This is a genomic window from Oceanimonas smirnovii ATCC BAA-899 (assembly GCF_000381965.1).
GTDB classification, from domain to species: Bacteria; Pseudomonadota; Gammaproteobacteria; order Enterobacterales; family Aeromonadaceae; genus Oceanimonas; species Oceanimonas smirnovii.
On record NZ_KB908454.1, the window covers coordinates 24,598 to 51,083 of the forward strand.

Below are 26,486 nucleotides of genomic sequence, written 5' to 3' on the forward strand. Positions count from 1 at the left end.
CGACACGCTTCAAGCCCATCCATGGGACGGTCGGCTACGGCAATCCCCACTGCTGCTTCGCGTTGCGGTACTTGTTGATCAAAGAGATTAAAGCGCCGCGATTTCATCCAGTATCTGCGCGACCCAGGCTTCAATGCGGGGATCGGTGTCGTCGTACTGATTGGCTTCATCCAGTGACAGACCGACGAAGTACTTGCCGTCTTCGGTCAGCGCCTTTGAGGCTTCAAACTCATAACCCTGGTTGGGCCAGTAACCCACCACGCTGGCCCCCCGGGCCACCACCCGGTCGTGCAGCATGCCCAGCGCATCCTGAAACCATTCGCCATAACCCAGCTGATCGCCCATACCGAACAGCGCCACCACATGACCGTCCAGATCCAGGGTATCGATATCGTCCCAATGAGACTCCCAGTCTTCCTGCAATTCACCAAAATCCCAGGTAGAAATACCAAGAATAAGAATGGGATAATCCTGCGCACGCGCCAGAGGCACATCCCTGATATTATGCAGATCAACCAGCTCGGCACCGAGCTGCTCACGAATTTTTTCGGCTGCGATCTCGGTATAGCAGGTGGTCGAGCCATAAAACAAACCGATATTCATGGGGCTCCGTTCACTCTTGATGGAATGGGCTCATAATAACAGAAGCCGCCCTGCAGGCAGAATATGGAGTGAATATGAGTCATCCGCTGGTCGAGCAGTTTATCGATGCCCTCTGGCTGGAAAAAGGCCTGTCCGACAATACCCTGGCATCCTATCGCAGTGATCTCAGCCATTTTGCCGGCTGGCTGGACGGCGAAGGCGACAGTTTGCTGGCGGTTAACAGCCTGACTCTGCAGCACTATCTGGCCCATCGTATCGATTTGGGCTTCAAGGCCAGCAGTACGGCGCGTATGCTGAGTGTATTGCGGCGGTTTTTTCAGTATCTGCTGCGGGAACAACTGCGCAGTGATGATCCCAGCGTGCTCATTGCCGGGCCCAAGCTGCCCAAGCGCCTGCCCAAGGATTTGAGTGAGCAGCAGGTGTTGGCCCTGCTGGATGCGCCGGAAGCTGATGATCCGCTGGAGCTGCGTGATAAAGCTATGCTAGAGCTGCTCTATGCCACTGGCCTGCGGGTGACCGAGCTGGTCAGCCTGTCGATGGAAAGTGTCAGCCTGCGTCAGGGGCTGGTACGGGTAACCGGCAAGGGCAACAAGGAGCGGCTGGTCCCCATGGGCGAAGAAGCCCTTCACTGGTTAAGCCGTTTTTTAAAAGAGGGCAGGGCAGCGCTGCTGGGCGAGCAGGCGTCAGACGTGGTGTTTCCGTCCCGCCGGGCCCGGCAGATGACCCGGCAGACCTTCTGGCACCGCATCAAGCATTACGCCCTGCGCGCCGGCATTACTCAGGAGCTGTCGCCCCACACCCTGCGCCATGCCTTTGCCACTCATCTGCTTAACCACGGAGCCGACCTGCGGGTGGTACAAATGCTGCTGGGCCACTCGGATCTCTCCACTACCCAAATCTATACCCATGTGGCCACCCACCGCCTCAATGCCTTGCATGAAGAGCACCACCCCCGCGGATGACCCCTTCGGGGGAGCTTGAACTGTCAGCTATAAGCCTTAAGTGGTATGGCTGGAGGCACTGCGCCGTGCCTGCGTTTATATAATGGCTGACAGTAGGTAGGTGTAGGTGTAGGTGTAGGTGCCGCTTTAGCTGGCACAAATCCACAACACCGACAGGAAAAAGCTGCAGGCACAACCCCGAATCTATTAGCACCACCTGAGCAACTTACAGCTGATAGCTTACGGCTTACAGCTCCGCCGAAGGCGGTCGGAGCGTTGCAAATTTCACCGGGTGCGGTTAGTGTGTTTCCCCTGTTTAAACAGCCAGTATTATTCATGTCATCCTTCTCTGCTTTGCCCATTCGCCGGCGTGAGCCGGTGGCTCATCAGCTGCCTGCCAGCCTTTCTCCTTTACTGCAGCGGCTGTATGCCAGCCGGGGTGTCACCACGCCGGAGCAGCTGAATTTACAGGCGGGCAATCTGCACAAGCCGGTGCTCAAGGGCATGGGTGAAGCGGTGCGTCTGCTGGCTGCCGCCCTGAAAAACCAGCGCCGCATTTTGATAGTGGGCGACTTTGACTGTGACGGTGCCACCAGCTCGGCGCTGATGGTGCACGGCTTGCGGGCCATGGGGGCGCAAGCCGTGGATTATCTGGTGCCCAACCGTTTTGACTACGGCTATGGTCTGAGTCCGCAGGTGGTGGAAGAAGCACAAAAGCTGGGGGCCGAGCTGCTGATCACCGTGGATAACGGCATTTCCAGCATCAGCGGCGTGGCGGCAGCCAAAGCCGCAAGCATGGAGGTCATAGTGACCGACCATCACCTGCCCGGTGAAAACGTTCCCGATGCCGACGCCATCGTCAATCCTAATCAGAGCGGCTGTGATTTTCCTTCCAAAAACCTGGCCGGGGTAGGGGTGGCTTTTTACCTGCTGCTGGCGCTGCGCTCGGCCCTGAGTGAGCAGGGCTGGTTTGAGCAGCAGGGCATTCGCCCGCCCAATATGGCGGATTATCTCGATCTGGTTGCACTGGGCACGGTGGCCGATGTGGTGGCCCTGGACGGTAACAACCGGGTGCTGGTGCATCAGGGGCTGCAGCGCATGCGCGCCGGCCGGCTACGCCCTGGCATTCAGGCATTAATTGATATTTCCGGACGCAATCAGCAGCGGCTGGTAGCGTCTGATCTGGGCTTTGCCCTCGGGCCGAGGCTCAATGCGGTGGGCCGGCTGGATGATATGTCCATGGGCGTGGCTTGTCTGCTCTGTGACGATATTAATGAAGCCCGCCGGCTGGCAGCGCAGATGGATGAGCTGAACCGTGAACGCAAGGCCATTGAGGCCAGCATGCAGCAGGAAGCCCTTGCTACCCTGGCCAGGGTGCGCATCAGTGATGGCGCACTGCCGTCCGGGCTGGTACTGCATCAGGACGACTGGCATCAGGGCGTGGTGGGGCTGGTGGCTTCGCGCATCAAGGAGCAGTATTACCGCCCGGTGATCGCTTTTGCCGAGGCCGGCGACGATGAGCTGAAAGGCTCGGGCCGCTCCATTCCCGGCGTGCACCTGCGCGATTTGCTTGATGCCATCAACACCCGTCATCCCGGACTTATCACCAAGTTCGGTGGTCATGCCATGGCCGCCGGGCTGTCTTTGACCAAAAACGCCTTAACGCCGTTCAAGGCCGCTTTTGAGCAAATGGTGGATGAGTGGGTCAGCCCCGAGCTGCTGGCCGGTGAAATTTTAAGTGACGGCGAGCTGAGCGTGAACGAGCTGAATCTGGAGCTGGCGGAGCAGCTGCGCTTTGCCGGCCCCTGGGGACAGGCGTTTCCCGAGCCGGTATTCGACGGTGAGTTTCGCATTATTCAGCAGCGGCTGGTGGGCGACAAACACCTCAAGCTGGTGCTCAGCCCGGACGAAGGGCGCACCGTGATCGATGCTATCGCCTTTAATGTGGACTTGGGTATCTGGCCCAATGCCGCCATTCAGAAAGTGCAGCTGGTGTACAAGCCGGATGTGAATGAATGGAAGGGGCGACGCCAGCTGCAACTGCTGGTGGAGCGGCTGGCACCACTATCGTGAAGTAAAACACAGGCAGCCGGCGCTGCCTGTGTTATTTATACTCGAAAGGCGCTGACCAGTCCCTTGAGCTCACCGGCCTGCTGATGCAGATCCTTGGACTGCTGCAAAGACTGTTCGGCATCGTTGGCCAGCTCGTCAGAGGCATCCTTGATGGCGGTCGTGTTCTGGGTAATTTCCCCGGTCACCTGGCTCTGCTCTTCCGCGGCGGTAGCAATCTGGCTGGCCATATCTGAAATCAATCCTACTGCAGCGGTAATTTCCTCCAGCGCCTGCGCTGCGGCTTCGGCATCTTCTGCACTCAGTTCGGCCATATTGCGGCTGGTCTGCATCAGTTTCACCGCCTCACCGGTGGCCTGCTGCAGCGTGCCTATGGTGCCCTGAATTTCCTCGGTGGAAGCATGAGTGCGCTGGGACAGCACCCGTACTTCATCAGCCACCACCGCAAAGCCTCTGCCCTGCTCACCGGCACGGGCCGCTTCAATGGCGGCGTTCAGGGCCAGCAGGTTGGTTTGCTCAGCTACGCCCTGAATGGTGGCCAGCACGCTGGATATGTCGTGAGCATGCTGATCCAGGCGGGTGATGACCGCCGCGGCCTGCTCCATTTCCTTGGCCAGCGTGAAAATTGAATCGCGGGTTTTGTGTACCAGTTGTTTGCCCTGCTCGGTGCTGGAACTCGACTGCTGAGCCGCAGTGGCCGTCTGTTCGGCATTATGGGCAATTTCCTGAGTAGCAGAAGCCATCTCGGTCACGGCGGTAGCCACCTGAGTGACTTCCTGCTGGGCCCGGCCCAGCTCGGTGACGCTTTGGTTGGCCCGTACCGAAGCCTGTTCGGCACTGCTGCCAAGTTCTTCTGCCTGATGGCGGATATCCTTGATCAGCTCGGCCTGGCTGGCGACAAAGCGGTTGAAGTTGCTGGCCAGCAGACCGACTTCGTCTTTGCTGTGCAGCTCAATGCGCTGTGTCAGATCACCTTTGCCATCAGCGATCTGCTCCAGCCCCCGGGATACTCTGACCAGCGGACCGAGCAGGTATTGCAACAGCAGGCTGATAAGGACAACAGCAGCAATGGTGACCAGAACAGAGATACCCAGCTGACGCCACAGCTGAGCACTGAGGGGCGCTTCCAGCGCGGCCTTGTCGAGCACAAACAGCAGCTGCCAGTCACTGTCGGGAATGGCTTCGGCATACACCAGCTTGTCGGTGTTATTCAGACTGACAGGGTGCATTTCAGGGGTCTTTTGCCAGCGGCTCAGGTTGGCAGCGCTCAGCTCCTGATCAATTTTTGTTGAGGGCTGCAGGGCCAGTTTGGCATCACGATGGGCGATTAATGTACCATCCTGACTCAGCATAATGGCGTAGCCTTCGGCGGGCAGGCGAATGGCATTCACGCTTTCAATCAGGCTGGTAATGGCCACATCGGCGGCAATCACGCCCTGCCAGGGGCCGCGGTTAACCGGCTCGGCCAGGGTGACCACAGTGCCGCCAAAGGTGGCATCTTCATAGGGGGCGGTTACTACGGCACGATTTTCCTGCTGTGCCAGCTGGTACCAGGGACGGGTACGGGGGTCGTAGCCGCTGCGATCCCTTGGGTGAGCGTCCAGCATAATACCGCTGCTGGTGCCAAAATAGGCCAGCTGAAAATCACCGGCTTCTTCAATCAGCTGCAGGGCCGGATGCGGATTGTCTCCCAGTTGCTTGCTGGCTGCAGTCAGCATGCCCTGACGCATGGCAAGCCAGTCAGAAACCCGGCCTGTTTCCTTTTCGGCCATGGCTGCCACCGAATGCTGGCTGTCACTATAGAGTTTGTCTTTAAGGCTGATAAAACTCATGGTGCTGATCGCAGCCACGGTGAGCACAATTGCTACGACAAAACTCAGCAGTATCTTGTGCTTTAATTTAAGGTTTTGCATCTTGTTATTCCGGGTTGGGGAGGCAATACACTTATCGGCTGAGCACACCGCAACTTAAGTGAAATCTTGTGCTGTAAAAAAGTTGGGCTGCAGCATGTTGCACTGCAGCCTTTGCTGGTCTCAGTTGCCCAGGATCTGACTGAGAAACAGTTTGGTCCGTTCCGACTGCGGATGGTGAAAAAAGGTTTCGGGATCGTTTTCTTCAATAATCTGACCGGCATCCATAAAAATCACTCTGTCGGCCACGGTGCGGGCAAAGCCCATTTCGTGAGTCACGCACATCATGGTCATGCCTTCTTCCGCCAGCTCTATCATCACATCCAGCACTTCCTTGATCATTTCCGGATCCAGCGCCGAGGTAGGCTCGTCAAACAGCATGATTTCCGGGTTCATGCACAGGCTGCGGGCAATGGCTACCCGCTGCTGCTGGCCGCCGGAAAGCTGACCCGGATACTTTTTGGCCTGACTTTCAATCTTGACCCGGGTCAGCAGTTTCATGGCGATTTCTTCTGCTTCCCGGCGGGGAGTTTTACGCACCCAAATCTGGGCCAGAGTGCAGTTTTCCAGCACGGTTAAGTGCGGAAACAAATTAAAGTGCTGAAACACCATGCCCACTTCCCGGCGAATGGTTTCAATGTTTTTTACGTCGTTGGTCAGTGGCGTGCCGCGCACGATAATATCGCCCTGCTGGTGCTCTTCCAGCCGGTTAATACAGCGAATAAGGGTAGACTTGCCCGATCCGGACGGGCCGCAAATTACGATGCGCTCGCCCTTGGTCACGGTCAGATCGATGTCCCGCAGTACATGAAAATCCCCATACCATTTGTTCACGCCCTGCAGGGTAACCATGTATTCCTGTTGCTGTGCATCCATGTACTTACTCCACTAACGTTTGTGATGGCCGGTGTGCAGCTTGCGTTCCAGATACTGACTGTATTTGGACATGCCATAGCAGAAAATCCAGAAAACCAGACCGGCAAACACATATCCTTCTGTGGCAAAGCCCAGCCAGTTGGGGTCTGCCAGCCCCGACTGTACTATGGCCAGCAGGTCGAACAGGCCGATAATCAGCACCAGGCTGGTATCCTTGAACAGGGCAATAAAGGTATTCACTATGCCCGGTATCATCAGCTTCAGCGCCTGGGGCAGTACTATCAGCACCATCATTTTCCAGTAATTCAGCCCTAACGCTTCGGCAGCTTCATACTGACCCTTGGGAATGGCCTGCAGGCCACCGCGCACCACTTCTGCCATATAGGCAGACTGGAAAAAAATGATGCCAATCATGGCCCGCACCAGCTTGTCGAGGGTCAGCTCCTCGGGTACAAACAGTGGCAGCATCACCGACGACATAAACAGCACGGTAATCAGCGGTACGCCCCGCCAGAACTCGATAAATACCACCGACAGGCTGCGCACTATGGGCATATCCGAGCGCCGCCCCAGTGCCAGCAGGGTACCGATAGGCAGGGCGGCGGTAATGCCTACTACTGCCAGTATCAGGGTCAGGGTCAGGCCGCCCCAGCGGTGAGTGGGTACTTCTGCCAGACCGAACCAGCCACCATAAAGCAGCACCCAGGCGATGACCGGAAACACCACCACCATAAAAGGAGCCAGCCACATTTTGCCCGGCATGCGGGGCAGGGCCAGCCACAGCAGCTGCGCCACAAAAAGCACAAAGGTGAGATTGATGCGCCACAGTTCTGAATCCGGATAAAAGCCGTAAATAAACTGCTGCAGCCGGGCGCTGATAAACACCCAGCAGGCCCCGTCACCGGTACAGTCGTTACGGCTGCTGCCGGTCCAGTCGGCGCTGATAATGGCCCAGTCAATCACGGGGACCAGTATCAGATAGAGGGCATAAAGGCCGAGCAGGGTCACTGCCGTATTGAGCGGGCCGGAAAACAGGTTGGCTCTGAGCCAGCCGGGCAGCCCTTTGCTGGAAACCGGTGCCGGACGCTCCGGGGTCAGGGTATCTTTATACATGCTTACCTCTCCACCAGCGCCATGCGGTTGTTAAACCAGTTCATAAAGAAAGACACCAGCAGGCTGATGGTGAGATACACCAGCATGGTGATGGCTATGACTTCAATAGCCTGACCGGTCTGGTTAAGGGTGGTGCCGGCAAATACCGAGACCAGATCCGGATAACCGATGGCGGTGGCCAGAGATGAGTTCTTGGTCAGATTAAGGTACTGGCTGGTCAGTGGCGGAATAATGACCCGCATGGCCTGAGGAATAATAACCAGCCGCAGTGTCAGGCTGTCTTTAATGCCAAGCGCATGAGCGGCCTCGGTCTGGCCGTGAGAAATAGCCTGAATACCGGAGCGGACAATTTCCGCAATAAAAGCGGCGGTATACACCGTCAGTGAGAGCCACAGAGCAAGAAACTCGGGAATAATGGTCATGCCGCCGCGAAAGTTAAAGCCGCGCAGCTCAGGATAGTTCCATTCCAGCGGTGCGCCCAGTGCGACAAAGGTCAGACCGGGCAGGGCCAGTATCAGCCCGATACTGATCCACCAGGCAGGCAGTCGCCGCCCTGTGGCTTCCTGGCGACGGTGATTAAAGCGGATCAGCCAGAAAGAAAAGGCCAGGGCCAGCAACAGCGCCAGCCAGATCCAGTGAAAACCCGCACCGGGCAGAGGCTCTGGTAAATAAAGGCCGCGCACATTAAGAAAGGCGCTGTCATTCAGGCTCAGACTGTTGCGTGGGCCGGGCAGGGTACGCAGCACGGCGAAATACCAGAAAAACATCTGCAGCAACAATGGCAGGTTGCGGAACAACTCCACATAGGCCGAGGCCAGCCGGGCGATCAGCCAGTTGGGTGACAGCCGCGCCACCCCAATGATAAAGCCCAGCACAGTGGCACCGATAATGCCGAGAAACGAGACCAGCAGCGTATTAAGCAGGCCCACTACAAAAGTGCGGCCATAGGTGTCGGTTTCGGCGTAGGGGATCAGTGACTGGGCAATGGCAAAACCGGCAGGATCATCCAGAAAGCCAAAGCCGGTGGTAATGCCGCGAGTACTGAGGTTATTAAGGGTGTTGTTAACAATAAATCCGATAAAGGCGGCCACGGCGCACAGCAGTACTACCTGAAACAGCAGCGCCCGCTTGGCAGGATCGCGCCAGAACTTTACCGAAGGGGAGGCAGGCTTGAGCGGTGACGACATGGCTTCATCCTTGAATATGACACTGGCACCTGTGAGTAACGGGCTGCCGCAGCAGCCCGTGCCGGCATTAACGTACCGGTGGCGCGTATTGCAGGCCGCCTTCGGTCCAGAGCGCGTTCAGGCCGCGGTCAATTTTCAGCGGCGAGCTCTGACCCACGTTGGTCTCAAAGATTTCGCCGTAGTTACCTACTTGTTTAATGATGCGATAGGCCCAGTCCTTATCCAGCCCCATGCCCTTGCCGAAGTCGGCTTCCAGGCCCAGCAGGCGGCGAACGTCCGGGTTTTCGCTGGTCTTCATGCTGTCTACATTGGCTTTGGTAATGCCCAGCTCTTCGGCATTGACCATGGCAAAGTGAGTCCATTTGACCACATTAAACCATTGATCATCTCCCTGCCGTACCGAAGGCCCCAGCGGCTCTTTTGAAATGACCTCGGGCAGTGCCACAGCATCATCGGGTTTGGACAGCTTGATGCGCAGGGCATAAAGCTGGGACAGATCCGAGGTCAGCACGTCACAGCGCCCCGCTTCCAGCCCCTGTACCGTCTGCTCGGACGTGTCGAACACAACGGCGCTGTAGCCGATGCCGTTGCGGCGGAAATAGTCTGCCACGTTCAGCTCTGTGGTGGTGCCCGACTGAATACAGATGGCGGCACCATCCAGCTCCTTGGCGCTGCTGACGCCCAGGTTTTTGTTAATCAGAAAGCCCTGACCGTCGTAGTAGTTGACGCCGGTAAAGTTGATACCAAGTTCAGTATCGCGGCTGGAGGTCCAGGTGGTATTGCGCGACAGCACATCAATCTCACCCGACTGCAGGGCGGTGAGGCGCTCCTTGGCGTTGAGCGGAATGTACTGCACCTTGCCGGCATCGTTGAAGATGGCGGCGGCAATGCCCCGGCACAGATCCACATCCAGGCCTTTCCATACGCCCTTGTCATCGGGGTTGGAGAAACCCGGCAGACCGCTGTTTACACCGCATTTCAGCTCTCCCCGTTGCTTTACTTCATCCAGGGTGGCGGCCTGAAGGGGGGCGGCCAGCAGGGTGCCGGCCATCAGAATCGCTGCTGTTCCTTTGCCTGTCATAAACACATCCTCTTGTTGGCGATTAAACGATTGCGTTATGCATTGGGGGCATAAAACGGCATGCCATTTAGAGTATTAGCACAAGATCGCCACAGTGCAGGAAAGGCAGGTGAATATTTTGATGCCAAAAGGGTGCCTGTTTGCGGATGAAAATCATCGGTATGGCTGCGTTTTGGGCAGCTTTTGGGTAGAATAGCCGCCTTATTTGGCCAAGCGCCAAGTCCACTCACTTAGTAAACAGAGAGTCTGTCAGTCCATGTTTGAAACAAACCCTGTGTACAACAAACTTAAGGAGCTGTCTGAACGGGCGCAGCTTCTTAGGGGGTACCTTTGACTATGACGCCAAAAAAGAGCGTCTGGAAGAAGTAAACGCCGAGCTGGAACAGCCGGATGTATGGAATCAGCCCGAGCGCGCCCAGGCACTGGGTAAGGAAAGATCCGCCCTGGAAACCGTGGTGGAAACCCTGGAAGAGCTGGACCGGGGTATTGCCGACATTGGCGAGCTGGTGGAGCTGGCGGTAGAAGAAGAAGACGAAGACACCTTCGAAGAAGCCAAATCCGACCTGGCGGGCCTTGAGAAAAAGCTTGAGGATCTGGAATTCCGTCGCATGTTTTCCGGTGAGCAGGACGCGTCAGACTGCTATCTCGATTTACAGTCCGGCTCCGGCGGTACTGAAGCCCAGGACTGGTGCAACATAGTGCTGCGCATGTATCTGCGCTGGGGTGAGGCCCGCGGCTTTAAAACCGAGATCATCGAACTGTCGGAAGGGGAAGTGGCCGGCATCAAGTCTGCCACAGTGCGTTTTTCCGGTGAATATGCCTATGGCTGGCTGCGCACCGAGTCTGGTGTGCACCGTCTGGTGCGTAAATCTCCGTTCGACTCCGGCGGTCGTCGTCACACCTCTTTCTGCTCTGCCTTTGTGTATCCGGAAATTGACGATGATATCGAAATTGAGGTTAATCCGGCGGATCTGCGCATCGATACCTACCGGGCATCCGGTGCCGGTGGTCAGCACGTAAACCGGACCGACTCGGCGGTACGTATTACTCATGAGCCGACTGGCGTGGTGGTGCAGTGTCAGAATGACCGCTCTCAGCACAAAAACCGCGATCAGGCCATGAAGCAGCTGAAAGCCAAGCTCTATGAGCTGGAGCTGCAAAAGCAGAATGCCGAGAAACAGGCGCTGGAAGACAGCAAGTCCGACATTGGCTGGGGCAGCCAGATCCGCTCCTACGTGCTGGACGACGCCCGCATCAAGGATCTGCGCACCGGCGTGGAAACCCGCAACACCCAGGCGGTGCTGGACGGTGATCTGGACAAGTTTATTGAAGCCAGCCTCAAGTCCGGGCTGTAAATAAAAAGATTCAAACAAGGCTTAATCATGACGACAGAGCAGCAACAAGACGAGAACAAGCTCATTGCCGAGCGCCGTGCCAAGCTGGAGCAGATCCGCAAGGACTGCCCCGCCAACGGTCACCCCAACGACTTTCGCCGGGAGCATCTGGCCGCCGATTTGCAGGCCGAATTCGGTGAGCACGATAAAGAGACCCTGGAATCGCTGGGTAAGGTAGCCTCGGTGGCCGGCCGCATTATGGCCAAGCGCGGCCCCTTTCTGGCCCTGCAGGACATGTCCGGCCGTATTCAGGCCTACGCCACCAAGGATGCCCAGAAGCTGATCAAGGATCAGTACAGTGGCCTCGACATCGGTGACATCATCGGCGTGACCGGCACCCTGCACAAGTCCGGCAAGGGCGACCTCTACGTCAACATGGACCGTTTTCAGCTGCTGACCAAGGCCCTGCGCCCGCTGCCGGAGAAATTCCACGGTCTGTCCGACCAGGAAACCCGCTACCGTCAGCGTTACCTGGATCTGATCACCAACGAAGACTCCCGTAAGACCTTCATGGTGCGCTCAAAAGTGATGGCCGCCATTCGCAGCTTTATGAACGACCACGGCTTCATGGAAGTGGAAACTCCCATGATGCAGGTGATTCCGGGTGGTGCCTCGGCCCGTCCCTTTATCACCCATCACAATGCGCTGGATCTGGACATGTACCTGCGTATCGCCCCCGAGCTGTACCTGAAGCGGCTGGTGGTGGGCGGTTTCGAGAAGGTGTTTGAGATCAACCGTAACTTCCGTAACGAAGGTCTGTCGCCCCGGCACAACCCCGAGTTCACCATGATGGAGTTCTACTGGGCCTACGCCGATTACCGTGACCTGATGGACTTCACCGAGGAAATGCTGCGCACTGTTACTACTGAGGTGCTGGGCAGCGCCGAAGTGCAGTATGGCGAGGAGACCTTTGACTTCGGCAAGCCGTTCGCGCGCCTGAGCATGAAAGACGCCATCCTCAAGTACAACCCGGAAGTGACCCTGGACCAGCTGGCAACCTTTGAAGGTGCCTGTGAAGTGGCCAAGGATCTCAAGATCAAGGTTGAAAAAACCTGGGGCCTGGGCCGCGTGATCACCGAGATCTTTGAAGAGACCGCCGAACACCGCCTGATCCAGCCGACCTTCATTACCGAATATCCGGCGGAAGTATCACCGCTGGCTCGTCGTAACGACGACGACCCGAGCATCACCGACCGCTTCGAGTTCTTTATCGGTGGCCGCGAGATCGCCAACGGCTTCTCCGAGCTGAACGACGCCGAAGATCAGGCTCAGCGTTTCCGCGATCAGGTGGAGCAGAAGGACGCCGGTGACGACGAAGCCATGTTCTACGACGAGGACTATGTGACCTCGCTGGAGCACGGCCTGCCGCCTACCGCCGGCCAGGGCATCGGCATCGACCGTCTGGTGATGCTGCTGACCGACTCTCACACCATTCGTGATGTCATCCTGTTCCCGACCCTGCGTCCGCAGCGTTAACAGGAGAGTAGAGTCCGTCATGCGAAACATCGGTAGGGTTACCTGCGCCAACACGCTTCAAGCCCATCCATGGGACGCTCGGCACATGCCTTCCATGGCATGTGACGGTTGGCTCCGGTAATCCCTGCCGCTGCTTCGTGCAGCACCGGTGCGCTAAAAACACAAAAGGCCTGTCACTGACAGGCCTTTTTCACTCTTCACTGTTCACCCTTCACTTTTTTTGAACTTCAATCCCTGGCCGGTCGCCATTCACCGTTACGCACCAGCTCGTCAGTCACCTTGTTCACCGCCTTTTCGGTACGGGCAACGATATCGTCAATGTCGTCCGGAGTGACCACCAGCGGCGGGGCAAAGCCCAGAATATCGCCGTGGGGCATGGCACGGGCAATCAGCCCCTGCTCCAGACAGGCGGCAGCAATGCGCGGGCCTACCTTGAGGGCAGGATCCAGCGGCGTACGCTTGGCCGGATCGGCAGAAAACTCCAGTGCCGCCAGCAGGCCTATGCCGCGGCAGTCCCCTACCAGCGGATGATGAGCAAAGGCCGCCTGCATGCGCTGCTGCAGGTGAGCACCGGTCGTTTCGGCGTTGCCTACCAGGTTTTCCCGCTCAATAATATCCAGGTTGCACAATGCCGCCGCTGCCCCCATGGGATGACCGGAATAGGTATAGCCATGGCCGATAGCGCCCCAGTCGTCGGTGCCCCGCTCCAGGGTCTGCCAGACTCTGTCTCCCACTATCACGCCGGACAGCGGCTGATAGGCCGAGGTCAGGCCCTTGGCAATGGTCATCAGATCCGGCTGCATATCGTAATAAATGGAGCCAAACTCGGCCCCCAGCCGGCCAAAGCCGCACACCACTTCATCGGCAATCAGCAGTACTTCATATTTATCGAGCACCTTGCGAATTTCGGCCCAGTAACCCGCCGGCGGCGGCACTATGCCTCCTGTGCCCAGCACCGGCTCGGCGATCAGCGCGGCCACCGTATCCGGCCCTTCCGCCAGAATTTTGGCTTCCAGCTGCCCGGCACACCAGCGGGAGAAGTCCTGCTCGCTCATGGCACTGTCTTCACGACGGTAGTAACAGGGGGCCGCCGTGTGATGAATGCGCTCCAGCGGCAAGTCAAAGTGAGCATGAAACAGCGGCAGGCCGGTGAGGGAGCCGGATGCGATGGTAGAGCCATGATAACCCCGCTCCCGGGAGATGATTTTTTTCTTCTGCGGCCGGCCTAGCACGTTGTTGTAGTACCACACCAGTTTGATCTGGGTTTCGTTGGCATCACTGCCCGACAGGCCGTAGTACACCTTGCTCATGCCCGCTGGTGCTTTGTTGATAATGCGCTGTGACAGCTCAATCAGCGCTTCGTTGCTGTGGCCCACATAGGTGTGGTAATAGGCCAGCTTTTTGGCCTGCTCATACAGGGCCTCGGCCATTTCCATGCGGCCATAGCCGATATTGACGCAATAGAGGCCGGCAAAGGCGTCAATCAGTTCAGTGCCGTCCGAGTCTTTAATGCGAATGCCTTCGGCCCCGGTAATAATGCGTCCGCCCATTTCGCCCCGGGCATACTGCCCAAGAGGAGTGGAGGCATGAAAAATGGTGTTGCGATCGGTTTCAAGCCACTTCTGAGAGTTGATGGTCATGATAGACCTCCTTCAAAAATACGCGATTAAAGCCCGCCCAGGCAGGTGTATTTTATGTTGCTGAAATCATCAAAGCCGTGGCGGCTGCCTTCCCGGCCCAGGCCCGAATGTTTGATGCCGCCAAAGGGAATGTTGTGGCCGGTCATTTTTACCGAGTTCACCGCCACCATGCCGAACTCAAGTCCGCGCAGCAGTGGCCAGATCAGCCGTTGGTCATGGCCAAATATGTAGGCGGCCAGGCCATATTCAGTGTCGTTGGCCAGGGCCAGCACCTCGTCTGTATTTGAATAAGGCAGTACGGCGGCGACCGGACAGAAGGTTTCTTCGCGAAACACCCGCATGGCAGGCGTTACATCCGCCAGCAGCACCGGCATAAAAAAGTTTTCACCGGGCACGGCCTGCTGGCTGCCCGCAAACAGCCGGGCACCCTTGGTCAGCGCATCGTCCACCAGACGTTGGGCATTATCCGCAGCCTTGCGGTGGATAAGCGGCCCCATGGTGGTGCCGGCGGTGAGGCCGTTACCCACCCGAATGCGCGCCATTTCGCCGGCAAAGGCATCAAGAAACTCTTCATACTGGCTTTGGGGCACCAGAATGCGGTTGGCGGCCAGGCAATCCTGACCGGCGGTCTGAAACTTGGCGGCCACGGCCGCTTTGGCGGCTTCCTGTATATCCATATCGGGCAGCACAATAAAGGGCGCATTGCCGCCCAGCTCCATGGCGCATTTCTTTACGGTGCCGGCGCAGGCTTGCAGCAGTTGCTTGCCCACCCCGGTAGAGCCGGTAAACGACAGCGCCCGCACCCGGTTGTCGGCGCACAGAGCATCGCCCAGCGTCTTGCCCGGGCCGGTGAGCACATTGATAACCCCGGGGGCAAAGCCGGCCCGCTCTGCCAGCTCTGCCAGCGCCAGGGCTGAAAAAGGTGTTTCTTTGGCAGGCTTAATCACCACAGTGCAGCCAATGGCCAGAGCGGCCGCAGCCTTGCGGGTGATCATGGCATGAGGAAAGTTCCAGGGCGTGATCAATGCCGCCACTCCGGCCGGCTCGCGCAGGGTAAACAGCTGTGCACCGGCAATATGGCCTGGAATGGTGTCGCCATAGGCGCGTCGGCACTCTTCGGCAAACCAGCGAATAAAAGAAGCGCCATAATCAATTTCGCCTCTGGCATCCTGCAGTGGCTTGCCCTGCTCCAGCACCATCAGGATGGCCAGATCTTCTTTATTCTCCAGAATAAGGTCATGCCAGCGCAGCAGCAGGGCGGCTCTTTCATCGGCTTGCAGGCCGGCCCAGGGGCCAAAAGCGGACTGCGCTGCATCCACCGCCTGAGTGGCATGCCCGGCGTCAAGCTCGGGCACATGACCAATCACATCACCGGTGGCCGGATTGAACACCGGCAAATCAGGATGGCTGTGCACCCACTGGCCGTTAATGTAGGCCAGCTCCCGCACCAGACGCGGGTCTTGCAGGTAGGGCATAAGGGCATCGGTCACTTTGCCGTTGGGCATAAGGCGTTCCATGGCGGTCATAAGCGATCTCCTGCATTGTTCGGGTTGCTTGCTGATGTTTTCAGTCTAGGCGGCGGACCCCGTTGATTTTTTTGGTAATGGCAGCAACAGCATGGTGTTTTTTTTGAAAGCGGCTAAAAAACAGCTACTTTTTTTGCCGGTGCATTTCGGCTTGCACCTTGGCCCTAACTTTGGATAATTCGCACTTCATTGCTCGCCGGAGAAACAGAATGACAGAACACAAGCCCGCCCAGACCGAAGAAGAGCTGCGCAAACGTAAAATTCGCAGTTTTGTGCGCCGGGAAGGCCGCCTGACCAAGGGGCAGGAAAAAGCCATGGCAGAGCAATGGCCGGTGATGGGCATCGAGTTCAGCGGTGAACTGCTGAATTTGGACACGGTATTTGGCCGGAGCGCGCCGCGGGTGCTGGAAATCGGCTTTGGTATGGGCGGATCCCTGGTGGAAATGGCCGCAGCGGCGCCGGAGCAGGACTTTATCGGTATTGAAGTGCACACGCCGGGTGTGGGTGCCTGTTTAATGGGCGCGGCGGAAGCCGGTCTGACCAACCTGCGGGTGATGTGCCACGATGCGGTGGAAGTATTTGAACAAATGCTGCCCGAGCAGAGCCTGGACAGAGTGCAGCTGTTTTTCCCGGATCCCTGGCACAAAAAACGTCATCACAAACGCCGCATAGTACGCCCCGAGTTTGTGGAAATGGTGCGCAGCAAGCTGAAAATCGGCGGTGAATTCCACATGGCCACCGACTGGGAAAACTACGCTGAACATATGCTGGAAGTGATGCAGGCCGCGCCGGGTTATACCAATGCTGCTGCTTCCGGCGACTATATGCCGCGCCCCGATTACCGCCCGCTGACCAAGTTTGAACAGCGCGGCCACCGACTGGGTCACGGCGTCTGGGATCTGATTTTTACCCGTACGTCATAACGCAAGGTTATTCCTGCGCTCAAGTAACAGGGTCGGCATTGCCGGCCCTGTTTCGTTATGTAAGCAGTTCTGTGTTGCACTTTTCTTCTATATGGCGATTTTTTGCTTAATTTCTGATATTTCATCGCAACAATATCATTTTAATACTAACGAACAGTTCAAACAGGTCCTCTTTTTGTGTTTAATATGCTGCGTCAGTTTCAGACGCACTTATTAACTTTAATTAAAAACGCACGGAAGAGCGCATAATGAATCCCCTCGCAGGAAAATTTCCCTTCGCCCTGGCAGGCATATTGCTGCTGTCTGGTTGTACGACGGCTTATCAGAAAAACAAATTCGGTGATTTTGACCAGGCGCTGGCTGAAGGCCGCAGTCTCGATGCGCTTGCCATTGCCGAGCAGCACTCAGGTCTGGATGACACAGGCAGGGCCGATGACCTGTTATGGTCACTGCAGGCAGCCAGCCTGATGCGCCAGGAGAAAATATACGCCCGCTCCAACAGCCTGTTTGATCAGGCCGAGCACGGCATGAAGGATGAAGATACCAAGCATGTGCTGATGCAGGGCGTTGAGCTTGCCGGCTCCATGCTGGTGAATGACAGCATTACCAGTTATACCCAGACCCAGTATGACGGCGTCATGCTCAATACCTATAAAGCCCTTAACTTTATGGCACAGGGCGACTATGCCAATGCCCGTATTGAGTGGAACCGCACTGAAGACCGGCAACGCCGTGCCGCGGAACATTTCGCCGCCAAAATTGCAGCACAGAAAGAAGAGCTGGCCGAGGAAGAAGAAAAAGTCGATAAGGAAAACGTAAATCGCACGCTGGAAGCGGCCGATCCGTTACTGGCCCAGCAGGGCGTTGACTTGTCTGAGTGGCAGGCCTACGACGGTTATGTAAACCCCTTTGCTACTTATATGCATGGACTGTATTTCATGCTCAAGGCTCAGGACAAGAGTGATTACAGCAAGGCCCATGACAGTTTCAAGCGAGTATATGGACTGACCAAGCACGCCGATGTGAAAACCGACATGAACATGGCCAATGCGCTGCGCCGTGGTCAGTCGATGGAGCGCCAGAAACCCACTGTGTGGGTGTTGTTTGAAAACGGTCTGGGCAGCAAAAAAGAAGAGTTCCGCATTGATTTGCCGCTGTTTGTGCTCACCTCCAATGTCAGTTACAGCGGTATTGCCTTGCCTAAGCTGGTAGACCGTGAGCCGGCTTTCAGCAATCTGCAGATGGGCCCGGTAAAAACCCGCCCTCTGGCCAGCATGGACCGCATTATTCAGGCCGAGTTTAAAACCGAGTTTCCCTACATTCTGAGCCGCGAAGTCATTCGCGCCACCCTTAAAACCGTGGCCCAGAAACAGCTGCAGGATCAAAACCAGCTGCTGGGTCTGGCCGCCGGCCTGACTCAGGCTGCCACAACCGGGGCTGATATTCGCGACTGGAGTGCACTGCCCAAAGAGTGGCAGCTGGCGCGGGTGCAGCGCCCTGCAAATGGAAAACTCGATATTAAGGTTGCGGAGCTGGATCAGCCGCTGAATGTCACCCTGGATCCTGAAAGCCGCTTTCACCTGGTGTATGTAAAGGCAACCTCGCCCATGCAAACTCCCCAGGTTGAAGTGATGAATCTGTAAAAGCAAATACAAGAGAGAGCACAATGAAAAAGCAAATGTCCGCCGTGATCCTGATGGCTGCCCTGTCTGGCTGTGCCACTACGGCCCATTATGTTAACCCGGGTGAAGACCAGACAGTAGTGATGGGCCTGGATTATAAAGACTTTGAGAAGGCGGCGTCTCAGGCGGTGGATGACATGGTTGCCAGCCCGCTGCTGGTACACCCCAAGGCATCTCAGGGCGGCCGCTATGTCATGGCGGTCTCTTCCATGATCAACGATACCACTCAGCGTATTGATACCGATCAGCTGACCAAGAAAATCCGGGTCAGCCTGCTGCAAAGCGGCAAATTCATTACCACCACGGCCATCGGTCTGAACGGGCCGGAAGACGCCATGACCCAGCAGGTGCGTGAGCTGCGCAAATCCTCCATGGTCAAACGCAGCACCGTAAAGGGCAACAATGCGGTGATTGCCCCCGACTTCAGCCTGAGCGGCAAAATCATTCAGCGTAATAACCGGGTGGATCGCCGTACTCAGCAGTCCGACTACTACTTCCAGCTGACCCTGACCAATCTGGAAAACGGCCTGGCCTACTGGGAAGGCGAATACCCCATCATCAAGCGCGGTGACAGCCGCACTGTTACCTGGTAATGGCACGGGGCCTGATGGCCCCGTTGTTTTTAGGGATAAATGAATGAAACAACAGTATCTTGCGGCCTGTTTGCTGCTGGCCATGATTCCTGCCGCACACGCTCAGAATGAGCCTGCTCCGGCCAATGCACCGGCACCGGTTACGGCACCGCCACCGGCTGCAGAAGTGGTGGATGAGCCGGCGGCTCCGGCGCAGACCGAGCTGGAAATTGTAAAATCTGCCGAGCGTGGCATTGATAACGCCCATCTGTACGTACAGGAGCAGGCCGACAAATATGTGCGTGAGCGCAAGGCGGCTTATCAGCGTCAGGGGCGCGGTCAGGAAGTGTTCCTGCAATATGGCGTAGCTGATGTCAGCCGTGCGCCTACCTCACCGGACTGGGCTGATGCCCGCAACATTGCCTATCTGCAGGCGCAAACCAAGGCGCGGGAAGCCTTAATCAAAGAGCTCTATATTGATATTTCGTCCGAGGTCATGCGGGAAGCGTTTAAAACCAGCAAAGAGCCGGAGTTTACGCCTGAAGAATTGCAGCAAAGCAGCAAACTGGAAGCTATGTTCGACAAGGTGGTGGCGGTAGCCGATGCGTCACTGAGCCAAAAGCTGGTAGAGCTGGGCGTGGATCCTCAGGAATATAATGCTGCGCCTCCGTCCAAGCGCAAGCTGATGATGCGCAAGGCCATCAGCCGCACTGTGGGGACTCGCTCACGGGGTGAAATCAGCGGTGCCATGATCATCCGCACGTTTGAAATTACCGACGACAACGGTAAAACGGCCGTGGCTGCGGTGTTGTCGACCTCCAATAAAATGAAGAATGTGCTGGCTTCCTTACAGGAGAGCAAAGGACATGTTCAGCCCGAGCCGGCAAAGCGTGGCATTAATCTGGATAACTTTCTTGAGTCCAACAAGGCCAACCTGATGTATGAATATGGCGTCAAGTTGCTGCACGACGAGCAGGGTTACCCCATGCTGGTGTCGTTTGGTATGGCCGGCAACAGCTGTAATCCGGTGGACTATGAAGAATGCAACGACAACCGTGACTTTGCCTTTATTGAGGCCGAGCAGGCCGCTTATGCACATATTTCCGAAGCCTATAACCTCTATGGCACTGTCAGTGCAGAAGTCACCACGGGGCAGACTCGTGAAGAGCATGCCACTGTGACCAAAACGGACGAAGGTGAAGAAACCGTAGATGAGCTGACCACCAATCTGCTCAAGGAAACCCGGCAAATGTCGCGCATGAGCTCGTCAGTGAAAGGCCTGGTGGGGCTGCAGGTAGCCAAGCGCTGGACTCACAAGCATCCCACTTCAGATCGCGAAATCAATGGCGTGGTGGTGGCCTGGCATCCGCAGAAAGAGCAGGCCATGCGTACCTTCAAGGCCGGCAAGGTGCCTGGGCAGAAAGGCGCGGCAGGCTATCAGGGCGGCAGCAATCAGGGTGCCAGCCTGGACATGATGGATGTGTCGGACTTCTGAGGGTGATGTGATGAAAAAGTGGTTACTGGCAGCCTTGCTGCCTTTATTATTTTTGTCTGGTATGGCTCAGGCAAATGTGACGCCGGTACAGGTTACCGGCCATGGCGTTACCGAGCAGCTGGCGGTAGAAAATGCCCTGATAGAAGCAGTGCGTCAGGTAAATGGCGTAGATATCAACAGCTCACAGCAGGTAGAGCAGCTGCTGCATAAGAAAAACGGCGAGACCGAAAGCCTGACTCACACTCAGCGTGACGGCCGCATGGCCGCCAAAGGCATGGTAGACAGCTATCAGATGCTGTCGCAGCAGTGTGATGAAGGCGGCTGCCGGGTAGAGCTGCATGTTAATGTGCTGCGCTACAAGCCCGCAGGCATGTCTGCCGACAGCCGGCGCAAGCTGGCCGTGCTGCCGTTTAAAGGCAGTCATGGAGCCACCTTCAGCCGTGAGCTGCAGGATCTGTATACCCAAAGCCGCCGTTTTGCGGTGCTGGACAGAGAGCAGGATCAGGCTTATCAGCAAGAACGTCAGCTGTGGGAAAGTGATGATACGGCGCTGACCGAAAAAGCACGCATGGGGCAGGTGCTGGGGCTGGACTATATGCTGGTTGGTCAGGTTCAGAATGCCAGCACCCGGCGCTGGTCCGAGACGGTCGCGATGACCGGCGAGGTAAACCATTATGCCCGCAGTGCGCTCAAGGTGCGCTATCAGATTATTGAAGTGCCCACGCGGCAGGTAAAATGGTCCGATACCGTGAGTCTGAGTGCCAGCAACGGTAATCTGAATGGTCTGATTAATCAGGCGGTTAACAAAATTTTCCAGGAGTCGATGGATAATATCTATCCGCTGCGGGTGATCAGTGTCACCGGAGACCGGATTATTATTAATCAGGGTGGTAAAACCCTGAAATCCGGCAGCTACTTTACGGTATACAGCCTGGGTGAAAAACTGGTGGATCCTTACACCGGCGAAGTGCTGGGGCAGGATGAAGCGGCCATTGGTAAAATTCGCATTACCACGGTCAAGCCCAAAATGGCCTATGCCACTCTGGTGGAAGGAGAAGCCAGCCTGGTGGAGAAAGGCCAGATAGTGCGTCCGGCCAAGGCCCCGGCCCGCAAGCCGGCCCCGCGCCAGCGCACCACCAGTGCCCCGGCCAAACAGAATACGCAAACCGCTGAAGGCGGCGGCGTTATTCTGTAATGGTCTGAGCCAGGGCCAGATAGTATTGGTGCAGCCGCTGCACTTCTTTCAGCAGCCCCGCCTGGTCGGGGCTGTTGTTGTTGATAATATCGTCGGCAGCGGCCAGGCGTTGTTCCCGGCTGGCCTGGGCAGCCATAATGGCACGAATCTGTGCTTCATTGCTGTTATCCCGCTTGATGGTGCGGGTCAGTTGCACGTCCGGGCTGACATCCACCACCAATACCCGGTGGCACAGGCTGGTAAGCTGATTTTCTACCAGCAGGGGCACCACCAGCAGGCAGTAAGGTGACGTGCTGGCGGCACAGGCGGCCAGCATGCGCTCGCGAATAACTGGGTGCAGCAGGGCGTTCAGCCACTCCTTTTCCTGCGGGTTGTCAAACACCCGGGCCCGCAGGGCGCGCCTGTCCAGTTCGCCGCTGGCGGTGATCACCTCGGCACCGAAGTGATCGGCAATGGCTGCCAGTGCCGGCTCACCGGTGGCCACCACCTCACGGGCGATAATATCGGCATCAATAATGTCTGCGCCCAGCCCGGCAAACAGGCTGGCTACTGTGCTTTTTCCGCTGCCAATGCCGCCGGTCAGGCCAATTACATAAGTCACAGCGCAATACTCCAGTACAGGTCCACCACTTCCGTCCCCCACATCAGATAACACCAGCCGCCCAGTGCCAGCGCCGGACCAAAGGGCAGCACGCGATCTTCATTCAGGCGACGCAATGCCATCAGGCCGAGGCCCAGCACGGCACCGGTAAAGGACGCCAGCAACAGCACCGGCAGCAGACTTTGCCAGCCAAACCAGGCACCAATGGCAGCCAGCAGTTTGAAGTCACCATAGCCCATGCCTTCCTTGCCGGTGGCCAGTTTAAACAGCCAGAACAGGCTCCATAAAATACCGTAACCGGCCGCAGCGCCAATCACCGCCGACGGCAGGGATACAAACAGTTCGCCCACATTCAGCAGCAGGCCCAGCCACAGCAGCGGCAGGGTCAGGTTATCGGGCAGCAGCAGATGATCGAGATCAATCAGGGTCATGCACAGCAGCACCCAGCTGAACACCAGCGCCGCCACCAGTTGCGCTCCGGGCCCGAAGCGCCACAGCACCAGCCCTGCCAGCAGGGCCGAGGTCAGCTCTACCAGCGGATAACGTTTGGCAACAGGCGCGCGGCAATAGCGGCACCGGCCTTTCAGCCACAGCCAGCTGAGCAGGGGAATATTATCTCTGGCCGCCAGCGGGTGTTCGCAGTGCGGGCAGCGCGAGCGGGGCATACACAGATTAAAGGGAGCCTGCTCCACCACCGGCTGTTCATTTAATGCGGCGCATTCCTGCTGCCACTCTCGCTGCATCATCAGCGGCAGCCGGTGAATCACCACATTAAGAAAGCTGCCCACCAGCAGGCCGAGCAGGGGGATCACAATATAAAGCAGAGAAGTATGGTCGAGCAGTTGGGTCATGAGGTTTCCAGTATCATTATTTTCTCTCGGCTTTTACCCGACTTATCGTTGCAAATTGCCTGAGCGAACGCAGTGCGAAGCGACAGCGCGGTTACGCTCCGCCGGCACGCTTCAGGCCCATCCATGGGGCGCTCAGCAAATGCCATCCCTGGCATTTGATGGCCGGCTCCGGTAATCCACGCTGCCGTTTCGTGATGTTGCAGAGCTGTCTGCAGAATACTGACAGTCAACTCGGTGCCTGACAAGGAGGGCAAAGGGTGTCTGCTTCGCCGTACCCTCTGCGCCATGGATGGCGCAGCGGAGCCCCCATGGAGGGGTTCACGGCGTGTCGGCGAAGTAGTGCCCTTTGTCCGACGAACTCGCATGGCCCAACAAGCAAGTTGAATTCAGCGTATCACACTGCCCAGGTTAAAGATGGGAAGATACATGGCAATGACCAGAGCGCCAACCAGAATGCCCAGCACCACCATAATCAAAGGTTCAATCAGACTCGACAGTCCGTCTACGGCATCGTCCACTTCACGCTCATAAATGGTGGCCACTTTGTGCATCATGGTGTCAATGGCTCCCGATTCTTCACCAATCATTACCATCTGCACCACCATATCCGGAAACAACCGGGTAGTGCGCATGGCCAGATTAATCTGCATACCGGCAATAACCTCATCACGCATCTTCATCACCGCCCGCCGGTACACCACATTGCCAGAGGCACCGGCGGCCGACACCAGCCCTTCTACCAGCGGAATGCCGGCGGTAAAAGTGGTGGCCAGCGTGCGGGCAAAACGAGCCAGGGCTGCCTTATGCAAAATGGTGCCCACAACGGGCAGGCGCAGCAAAAAGCGGTCTGTCATATTGCGCACTTTTTGTGAACGCCGCCAGGCCCGAATATACAGCAAAATACCCACAATGACGCCGGTTACCATATAAAGCCAATACTGCTGTAACCAGCGCGACATGCTGATCACCATTTGTGTAAACAGGGGCAGGGGAGCGCCAAAACCGGCAAATATATCTTCAAACTGGGGAATAACAAACAGCAGTAAAATTGCCGTGACGGCCATGGCCACCAGCACAATCAGGGCGGGATAAAACAGGGCCTTGCGAATTTTGGATTTGATGGCTTCGGCTTTTTCCCGGTACACAGCAATACGATCAAAAATATGCTCAAGTGCCCCGGTCTGCTCACCGGAATGCACCAGATCGCAATAAAGAGTATCAAAGTAATGCGGATATTTTCTTAATACCTCAGAAAGCGGTGTGCCGCCTTCCACGTTTGCAGCCAGCGCGCTGGCCAGCTCCCGCAGTGCCGGCTTTCCCGAAGAACGGGCAATAATCTGCAGTGTCTGCACCAGAGGCACGCCGGCTTCCAGCATGGTGGCAATCTGGCGGGTAACAATGGCAATATCGGCAGCCTTGATAATGTTGCTGTAACGCGCCAGCATCCCCTGCCGCTGACGTTTAATTTTAAGCGTGTTTACGCCCTGGCGTTGCAGTTCACGGCGGGCCGATCTGACATCGGTTGCCTGCAGCAGACCTGTTGTTTTCCGGCCCTGACGATTAATGCCTTCCCACTTATACGAGTACACTCGGAATGCGTTGGTGTCGGCCATGTTCAGCTCCCCGTGAACGGCATTATCCGGTAATTCTGTTTACCTCAGCCAGACTGATCAGCCCCTGGCCTGCCTTGGCCAGCGCCGAGTGGCGTAATGAGATCATCCCCTCCTGCTGTGCCGCCCGTGCAATGGCAAGGGCACCGGCATTGTTCATAATCAGCTCAGCCAGCTGCTCACTCATGGTCATGATTTCATAAACCCCGGTGCGCCCTTTATAGCCATCTGTACACTGGTCGCAGCCTGTGGCGCGATAAAGTGTGATGCCACTGGCCTGCTGTGCCGGCGTAAAGCCAAGCTGGCTCAGTTGCCCGGGGGACAGCTGTTCCGGCTCCCGGCAATGAACACAGAGTTTACGGGCCAGGCGCTGGGCAATAATCAGGCTGATGGATGAAGCAATATTGTAAGCGGGCAGCCCCATATGGCTGAGGCGGGTCAGGGTCTCTGCCGCCGAGTTGGTATGCAGCGTAGAAAGCACCAGATGACCGGTTTGTGCTGCCTTCACAGCAATTTCAGCGGTTTCCAGATCACGAATTTCGCCCACCATAATAATATCGGGGTCCTGCCGTAGAAATGCCCGTAATGCATAGGCAAAGCTCAGTCCGACTTTGGGATTAATTTGTACCTGATTGATACCCGGCAGATTAATTTCAATAGGGTCTTCGGCAGTAGAGATATTGGCAGTGACCTGATTGAGAATACTCAGGCCGGTATACAGTGTCACGGTTTTGCCCGAGCCGGTGGGCCCGGTGACCAGTATCATGCCCTGAGGGCGCTGTAATGCCTGCAGATATAAGGTTTTCTGCGCGTCAGTCAGCCCCAGCTGCTCAATGCCAAGGCGGGTAGCAGCGCTGTCGAGCAGACGAATGACGACCTTTTCTCCCCATTGGGTGGGCAGTATGTTCACTCGCATGTCGACGGATTTTGAGCCGGTCAAGTGCAGTTTGATACGGCCATCCTGAGGCAAGCGCCGCTCGGCGATATCGAGCTTTGCCATTACCTTGAGCCGGGCAGCCAGGCGCGCCGCCAGCTGCACCGGCGGCGATGCTACTTCGTGCAGTATGCCGTCAATGCGAAAGCGAATACGAAAAAAACGCTCATAAGGCTCAAAGTGCAGATCGGACGCTTCCTTGCGTACCGCATTGATCATGATGTTGTTGATATAGCGCACAATGGGCGCGTCATCATCGGCGCTGATCCTGTCCTTTTCCTGCCAGGCGTTTTGTTCATCCTGCTCAAGGGCGGCAATATCATCATCAAGGGTATGTTCAAACTCCAGCCCGGCACCATGTTGCTGCTGCAGCTGCTGTAGTAATGCCTGCAGCTTGCCTTCTTCTACCAGCAGGGCATCGGTGACCAGATTAAAGCGAAAGCTGAAGTCTTCCAGTGCACTTATATTGGTGGGGTCAGACATGGCCAGGTAAAGGACTTTGTCTTCCAGCAGCACCGGAATGGCATGGTGATGCTCTATCAGATCCATGCTCAGATATTCAGGTGCAATCTGCTTGATATCGAAATCATGCAGATTGCTCAGCGGCAGCATAAACTCACGCTCACAAAAGCGCGCCAGCTCCTCGGAAGACAGCCACTGCTTTTCTACCAGCACCGAGCCCAGCGGCCTGCCTTCTTTTCTGGCCTGCTCCTGTACCAGCTCCAGCTCTTCGGCAGACAGCAGGGCCGCCGCCACCAGGCTTCTGGCAAGGCCGCTATTGGAGGGAGAAGTGAAGGTGCTCATAG

General features: G+C 56.8%; 21 protein-coding genes. 9 read left to right on the forward strand and 12 right to left on the reverse strand.

What is annotated here, in order from left to right; all coding sequences use genetic code 11:
- Nucleotides 1-87: 87 nt before the first annotated feature.
- Complete coding sequence (gene fldB, locus G364_RS0100140; RefSeq protein WP_019933111.1) at nt 88-603, reverse strand: flavodoxin FldB; 516 nt, start codon at nt 601-603, stop codon at nt 88-90.
- 74 nt (nt 604-677) lie between these two features.
- On the opposite strand from fldB, the gene xerD reads away from it, so the two are divergent.
- Together xerD and recJ are read left to right on the forward strand one after the other, a co-directional pair.
- Nucleotides 678-1,565: a site-specific tyrosine recombinase XerD gene (gene xerD, locus G364_RS0100145; RefSeq protein ID WP_019933112.1), complete on the forward strand. Its 888-nt coding sequence runs from the start codon at nt 678-680 to the stop codon at nt 1,563-1,565.
- Nucleotides 1,566-1,880: 315 nt separating this feature from the next.
- A complete protein-coding gene (recJ, locus tag G364_RS0100150) occupies nt 1,881-3,617 on the forward strand; it encodes a single-stranded-DNA-specific exonuclease RecJ (RefSeq protein WP_026344568.1) in 1,737 nt (578 codons plus the stop codon).
- Nucleotides 3,618-3,652: 35 nt separating this feature from the next.
- Here recJ and G364_RS0100155 read toward each other — a convergent pair whose 3' ends face one another.
- The 5 genes from G364_RS0100155 to G364_RS0100175 all read right to left on the reverse strand — a co-directional run bounded on the left by G364_RS0100155 (nt 3,653) and on the right by G364_RS0100175 (nt 9,781).
- Nucleotides 3,653-5,527, reverse strand: coding sequence for a methyl-accepting chemotaxis protein (locus G364_RS0100155; RefSeq protein ID WP_019933114.1), 1,875 nt, complete (start codon nt 5,525-5,527; stop codon nt 3,653-3,655).
- A 120-nt stretch (nt 5,528-5,647) separates the two neighbouring features.
- The gene (locus G364_RS0100160) at nt 5,648-6,400 is read right to left on the reverse strand and encodes an amino acid ABC transporter ATP-binding protein (RefSeq protein ID WP_019933115.1); all 753 of its coding nucleotides are present in this window, start codon (nt 6,398-6,400) and stop codon (nt 5,648-5,650) included.
- Nucleotides 6,401-6,412: 12 nt separating this feature from the next.
- A complete protein-coding gene (locus tag G364_RS0100165; RefSeq protein ID WP_019933116.1) occupies nt 6,413-7,513 on the reverse strand; it encodes an amino acid ABC transporter permease in 1,101 nt (366 codons plus the stop codon).
- Nucleotides 7,514-7,515: 2 nt separating this feature from the next.
- A complete protein-coding gene (locus tag G364_RS0100170; RefSeq protein WP_019933117.1) occupies nt 7,516-8,700 on the reverse strand; it encodes an amino acid ABC transporter permease in 1,185 nt (394 codons plus the stop codon).
- A gap of 67 nt (nt 8,701-8,767) precedes the next feature.
- The gene (locus tag G364_RS0100175) at nt 8,768-9,781 is read right to left on the reverse strand and encodes an amino acid ABC transporter substrate-binding protein (RefSeq protein ID WP_026344569.1); all 1,014 of its coding nucleotides are present in this window, start codon (nt 9,779-9,781) and stop codon (nt 8,768-8,770) included.
- Between the two features lie 256 nt (nt 9,782-10,037).
- Here G364_RS0100175 and prfB point away from each other — a divergent pair.
- Nucleotides 10,038-11,136 (forward strand): peptide chain release factor 2 gene (gene prfB / locus G364_RS0100180; protein WP_156816392.1). Its coding sequence is split into 2 segments (ribosomal slippage): nt 10,038-10,112 and nt 10,114-11,136, totalling 1,098 coding nucleotides; the frame shifts between segments, so codons are not numbered across the junction.
- Nucleotides 11,137-11,163: 27 nt separating this feature from the next.
- Nucleotides 11,164-12,651, forward strand: a complete 1,488-nt coding sequence (gene lysS / locus G364_RS0100185) for a lysine--tRNA ligase (protein WP_019933120.1) — start codon at nt 11,164-11,166, stop codon at nt 12,649-12,651.
- Nucleotides 12,652-12,878: 227 nt separating this feature from the next.
- Here lysS and G364_RS0100190 read toward each other — a convergent pair whose 3' ends face one another.
- Together G364_RS0100190 and G364_RS0100195 are read right to left on the reverse strand one after the other, a co-directional pair.
- Complete coding sequence (locus tag G364_RS0100190; RefSeq protein WP_019933121.1) at nt 12,879-14,291, reverse strand: aminotransferase; 1,413 nt, start codon at nt 14,289-14,291, stop codon at nt 12,879-12,881.
- 26 nt (nt 14,292-14,317) lie between these two features.
- Nucleotides 14,318-15,817 (reverse strand): NAD-dependent succinate-semialdehyde dehydrogenase, encoded by a 1,500-nt coding sequence (locus tag G364_RS0100195; RefSeq protein ID WP_019933122.1) that lies wholly within the window; start codon nt 15,815-15,817, stop codon nt 14,318-14,320.
- Between the two features lie 209 nt (nt 15,818-16,026).
- On the opposite strand from G364_RS0100195, the gene trmB reads away from it, so the two are divergent.
- From trmB to G364_RS0100220, 5 genes are all read left to right on the forward strand, one after another.
- Nucleotides 16,027-16,740, forward strand: coding sequence for a tRNA (guanosine(46)-N7)-methyltransferase TrmB (trmB, locus tag G364_RS0100200; protein WP_019933123.1), 714 nt, complete (start codon nt 16,027-16,029; stop codon nt 16,738-16,740).
- Nucleotides 16,741-16,988: 248 nt separating this feature from the next.
- Nucleotides 16,989-18,383, forward strand: a complete 1,395-nt coding sequence (locus G364_RS0100205) for a COG3014 family protein (RefSeq protein WP_019933124.1) — start codon at nt 16,989-16,991, stop codon at nt 18,381-18,383.
- A gap of 23 nt (nt 18,384-18,406) precedes the next feature.
- The gene (gene lpoB / locus G364_RS0100210; RefSeq protein ID WP_019933125.1) at nt 18,407-19,015 is read left to right on the forward strand and encodes a penicillin-binding protein activator LpoB; all 609 of its coding nucleotides are present in this window, start codon (nt 18,407-18,409) and stop codon (nt 19,013-19,015) included.
- A 43-nt stretch (nt 19,016-19,058) separates the two neighbouring features.
- On the forward strand, nt 19,059-20,489 hold the full coding sequence (locus G364_RS0100215; protein WP_019933126.1) for a DUF6844 domain-containing protein: 1,431 nt from the start codon (nt 19,059-19,061) through the stop codon (nt 20,487-20,489).
- A gap of 10 nt (nt 20,490-20,499) precedes the next feature.
- Entirely contained in the window at nt 20,500-21,684 is a 1,185-nt protein-coding gene (locus G364_RS0100220) for a CsgG/HfaB family protein (protein ID WP_019933127.1), read from the forward strand.
- Here G364_RS0100220 and coaE read toward each other — a convergent pair.
- From coaE to pilB, 4 genes are all read right to left on the reverse strand, one after another.
- Entirely contained in the window at nt 21,674-22,285 is a 612-nt protein-coding gene (coaE, locus tag G364_RS0100225; protein WP_019933128.1) for a dephospho-CoA kinase, read from the reverse strand. The two genes, G364_RS0100220 and coaE, sit on opposite strands and share 11 nt — an antisense overlap.
- On the reverse strand, nt 22,282-23,136 hold the full coding sequence (locus G364_RS0100230; protein ID WP_019933129.1) for a prepilin peptidase: 855 nt from the start codon (nt 23,134-23,136) through the stop codon (nt 22,282-22,284). Before G364_RS0100230 ends, coaE begins: the two co-directional genes overlap by 4 nt.
- 386 nt (nt 23,137-23,522) lie before the next feature.
- On the reverse strand, nt 23,523-24,749 hold the full coding sequence (locus G364_RS0100240) for a type II secretion system F family protein (RefSeq protein WP_019933131.1): 1,227 nt from the start codon (nt 24,747-24,749) through the stop codon (nt 23,523-23,525).
- Between the two features lie 22 nt (nt 24,750-24,771).
- Nucleotides 24,772-26,484, reverse strand: a complete 1,713-nt coding sequence (gene pilB / locus G364_RS0100245) for a type IV-A pilus assembly ATPase PilB (protein ID WP_019933132.1) — start codon at nt 26,482-26,484, stop codon at nt 24,772-24,774.
- Nucleotides 26,485-26,486 lie beyond the last annotated feature (2 nt).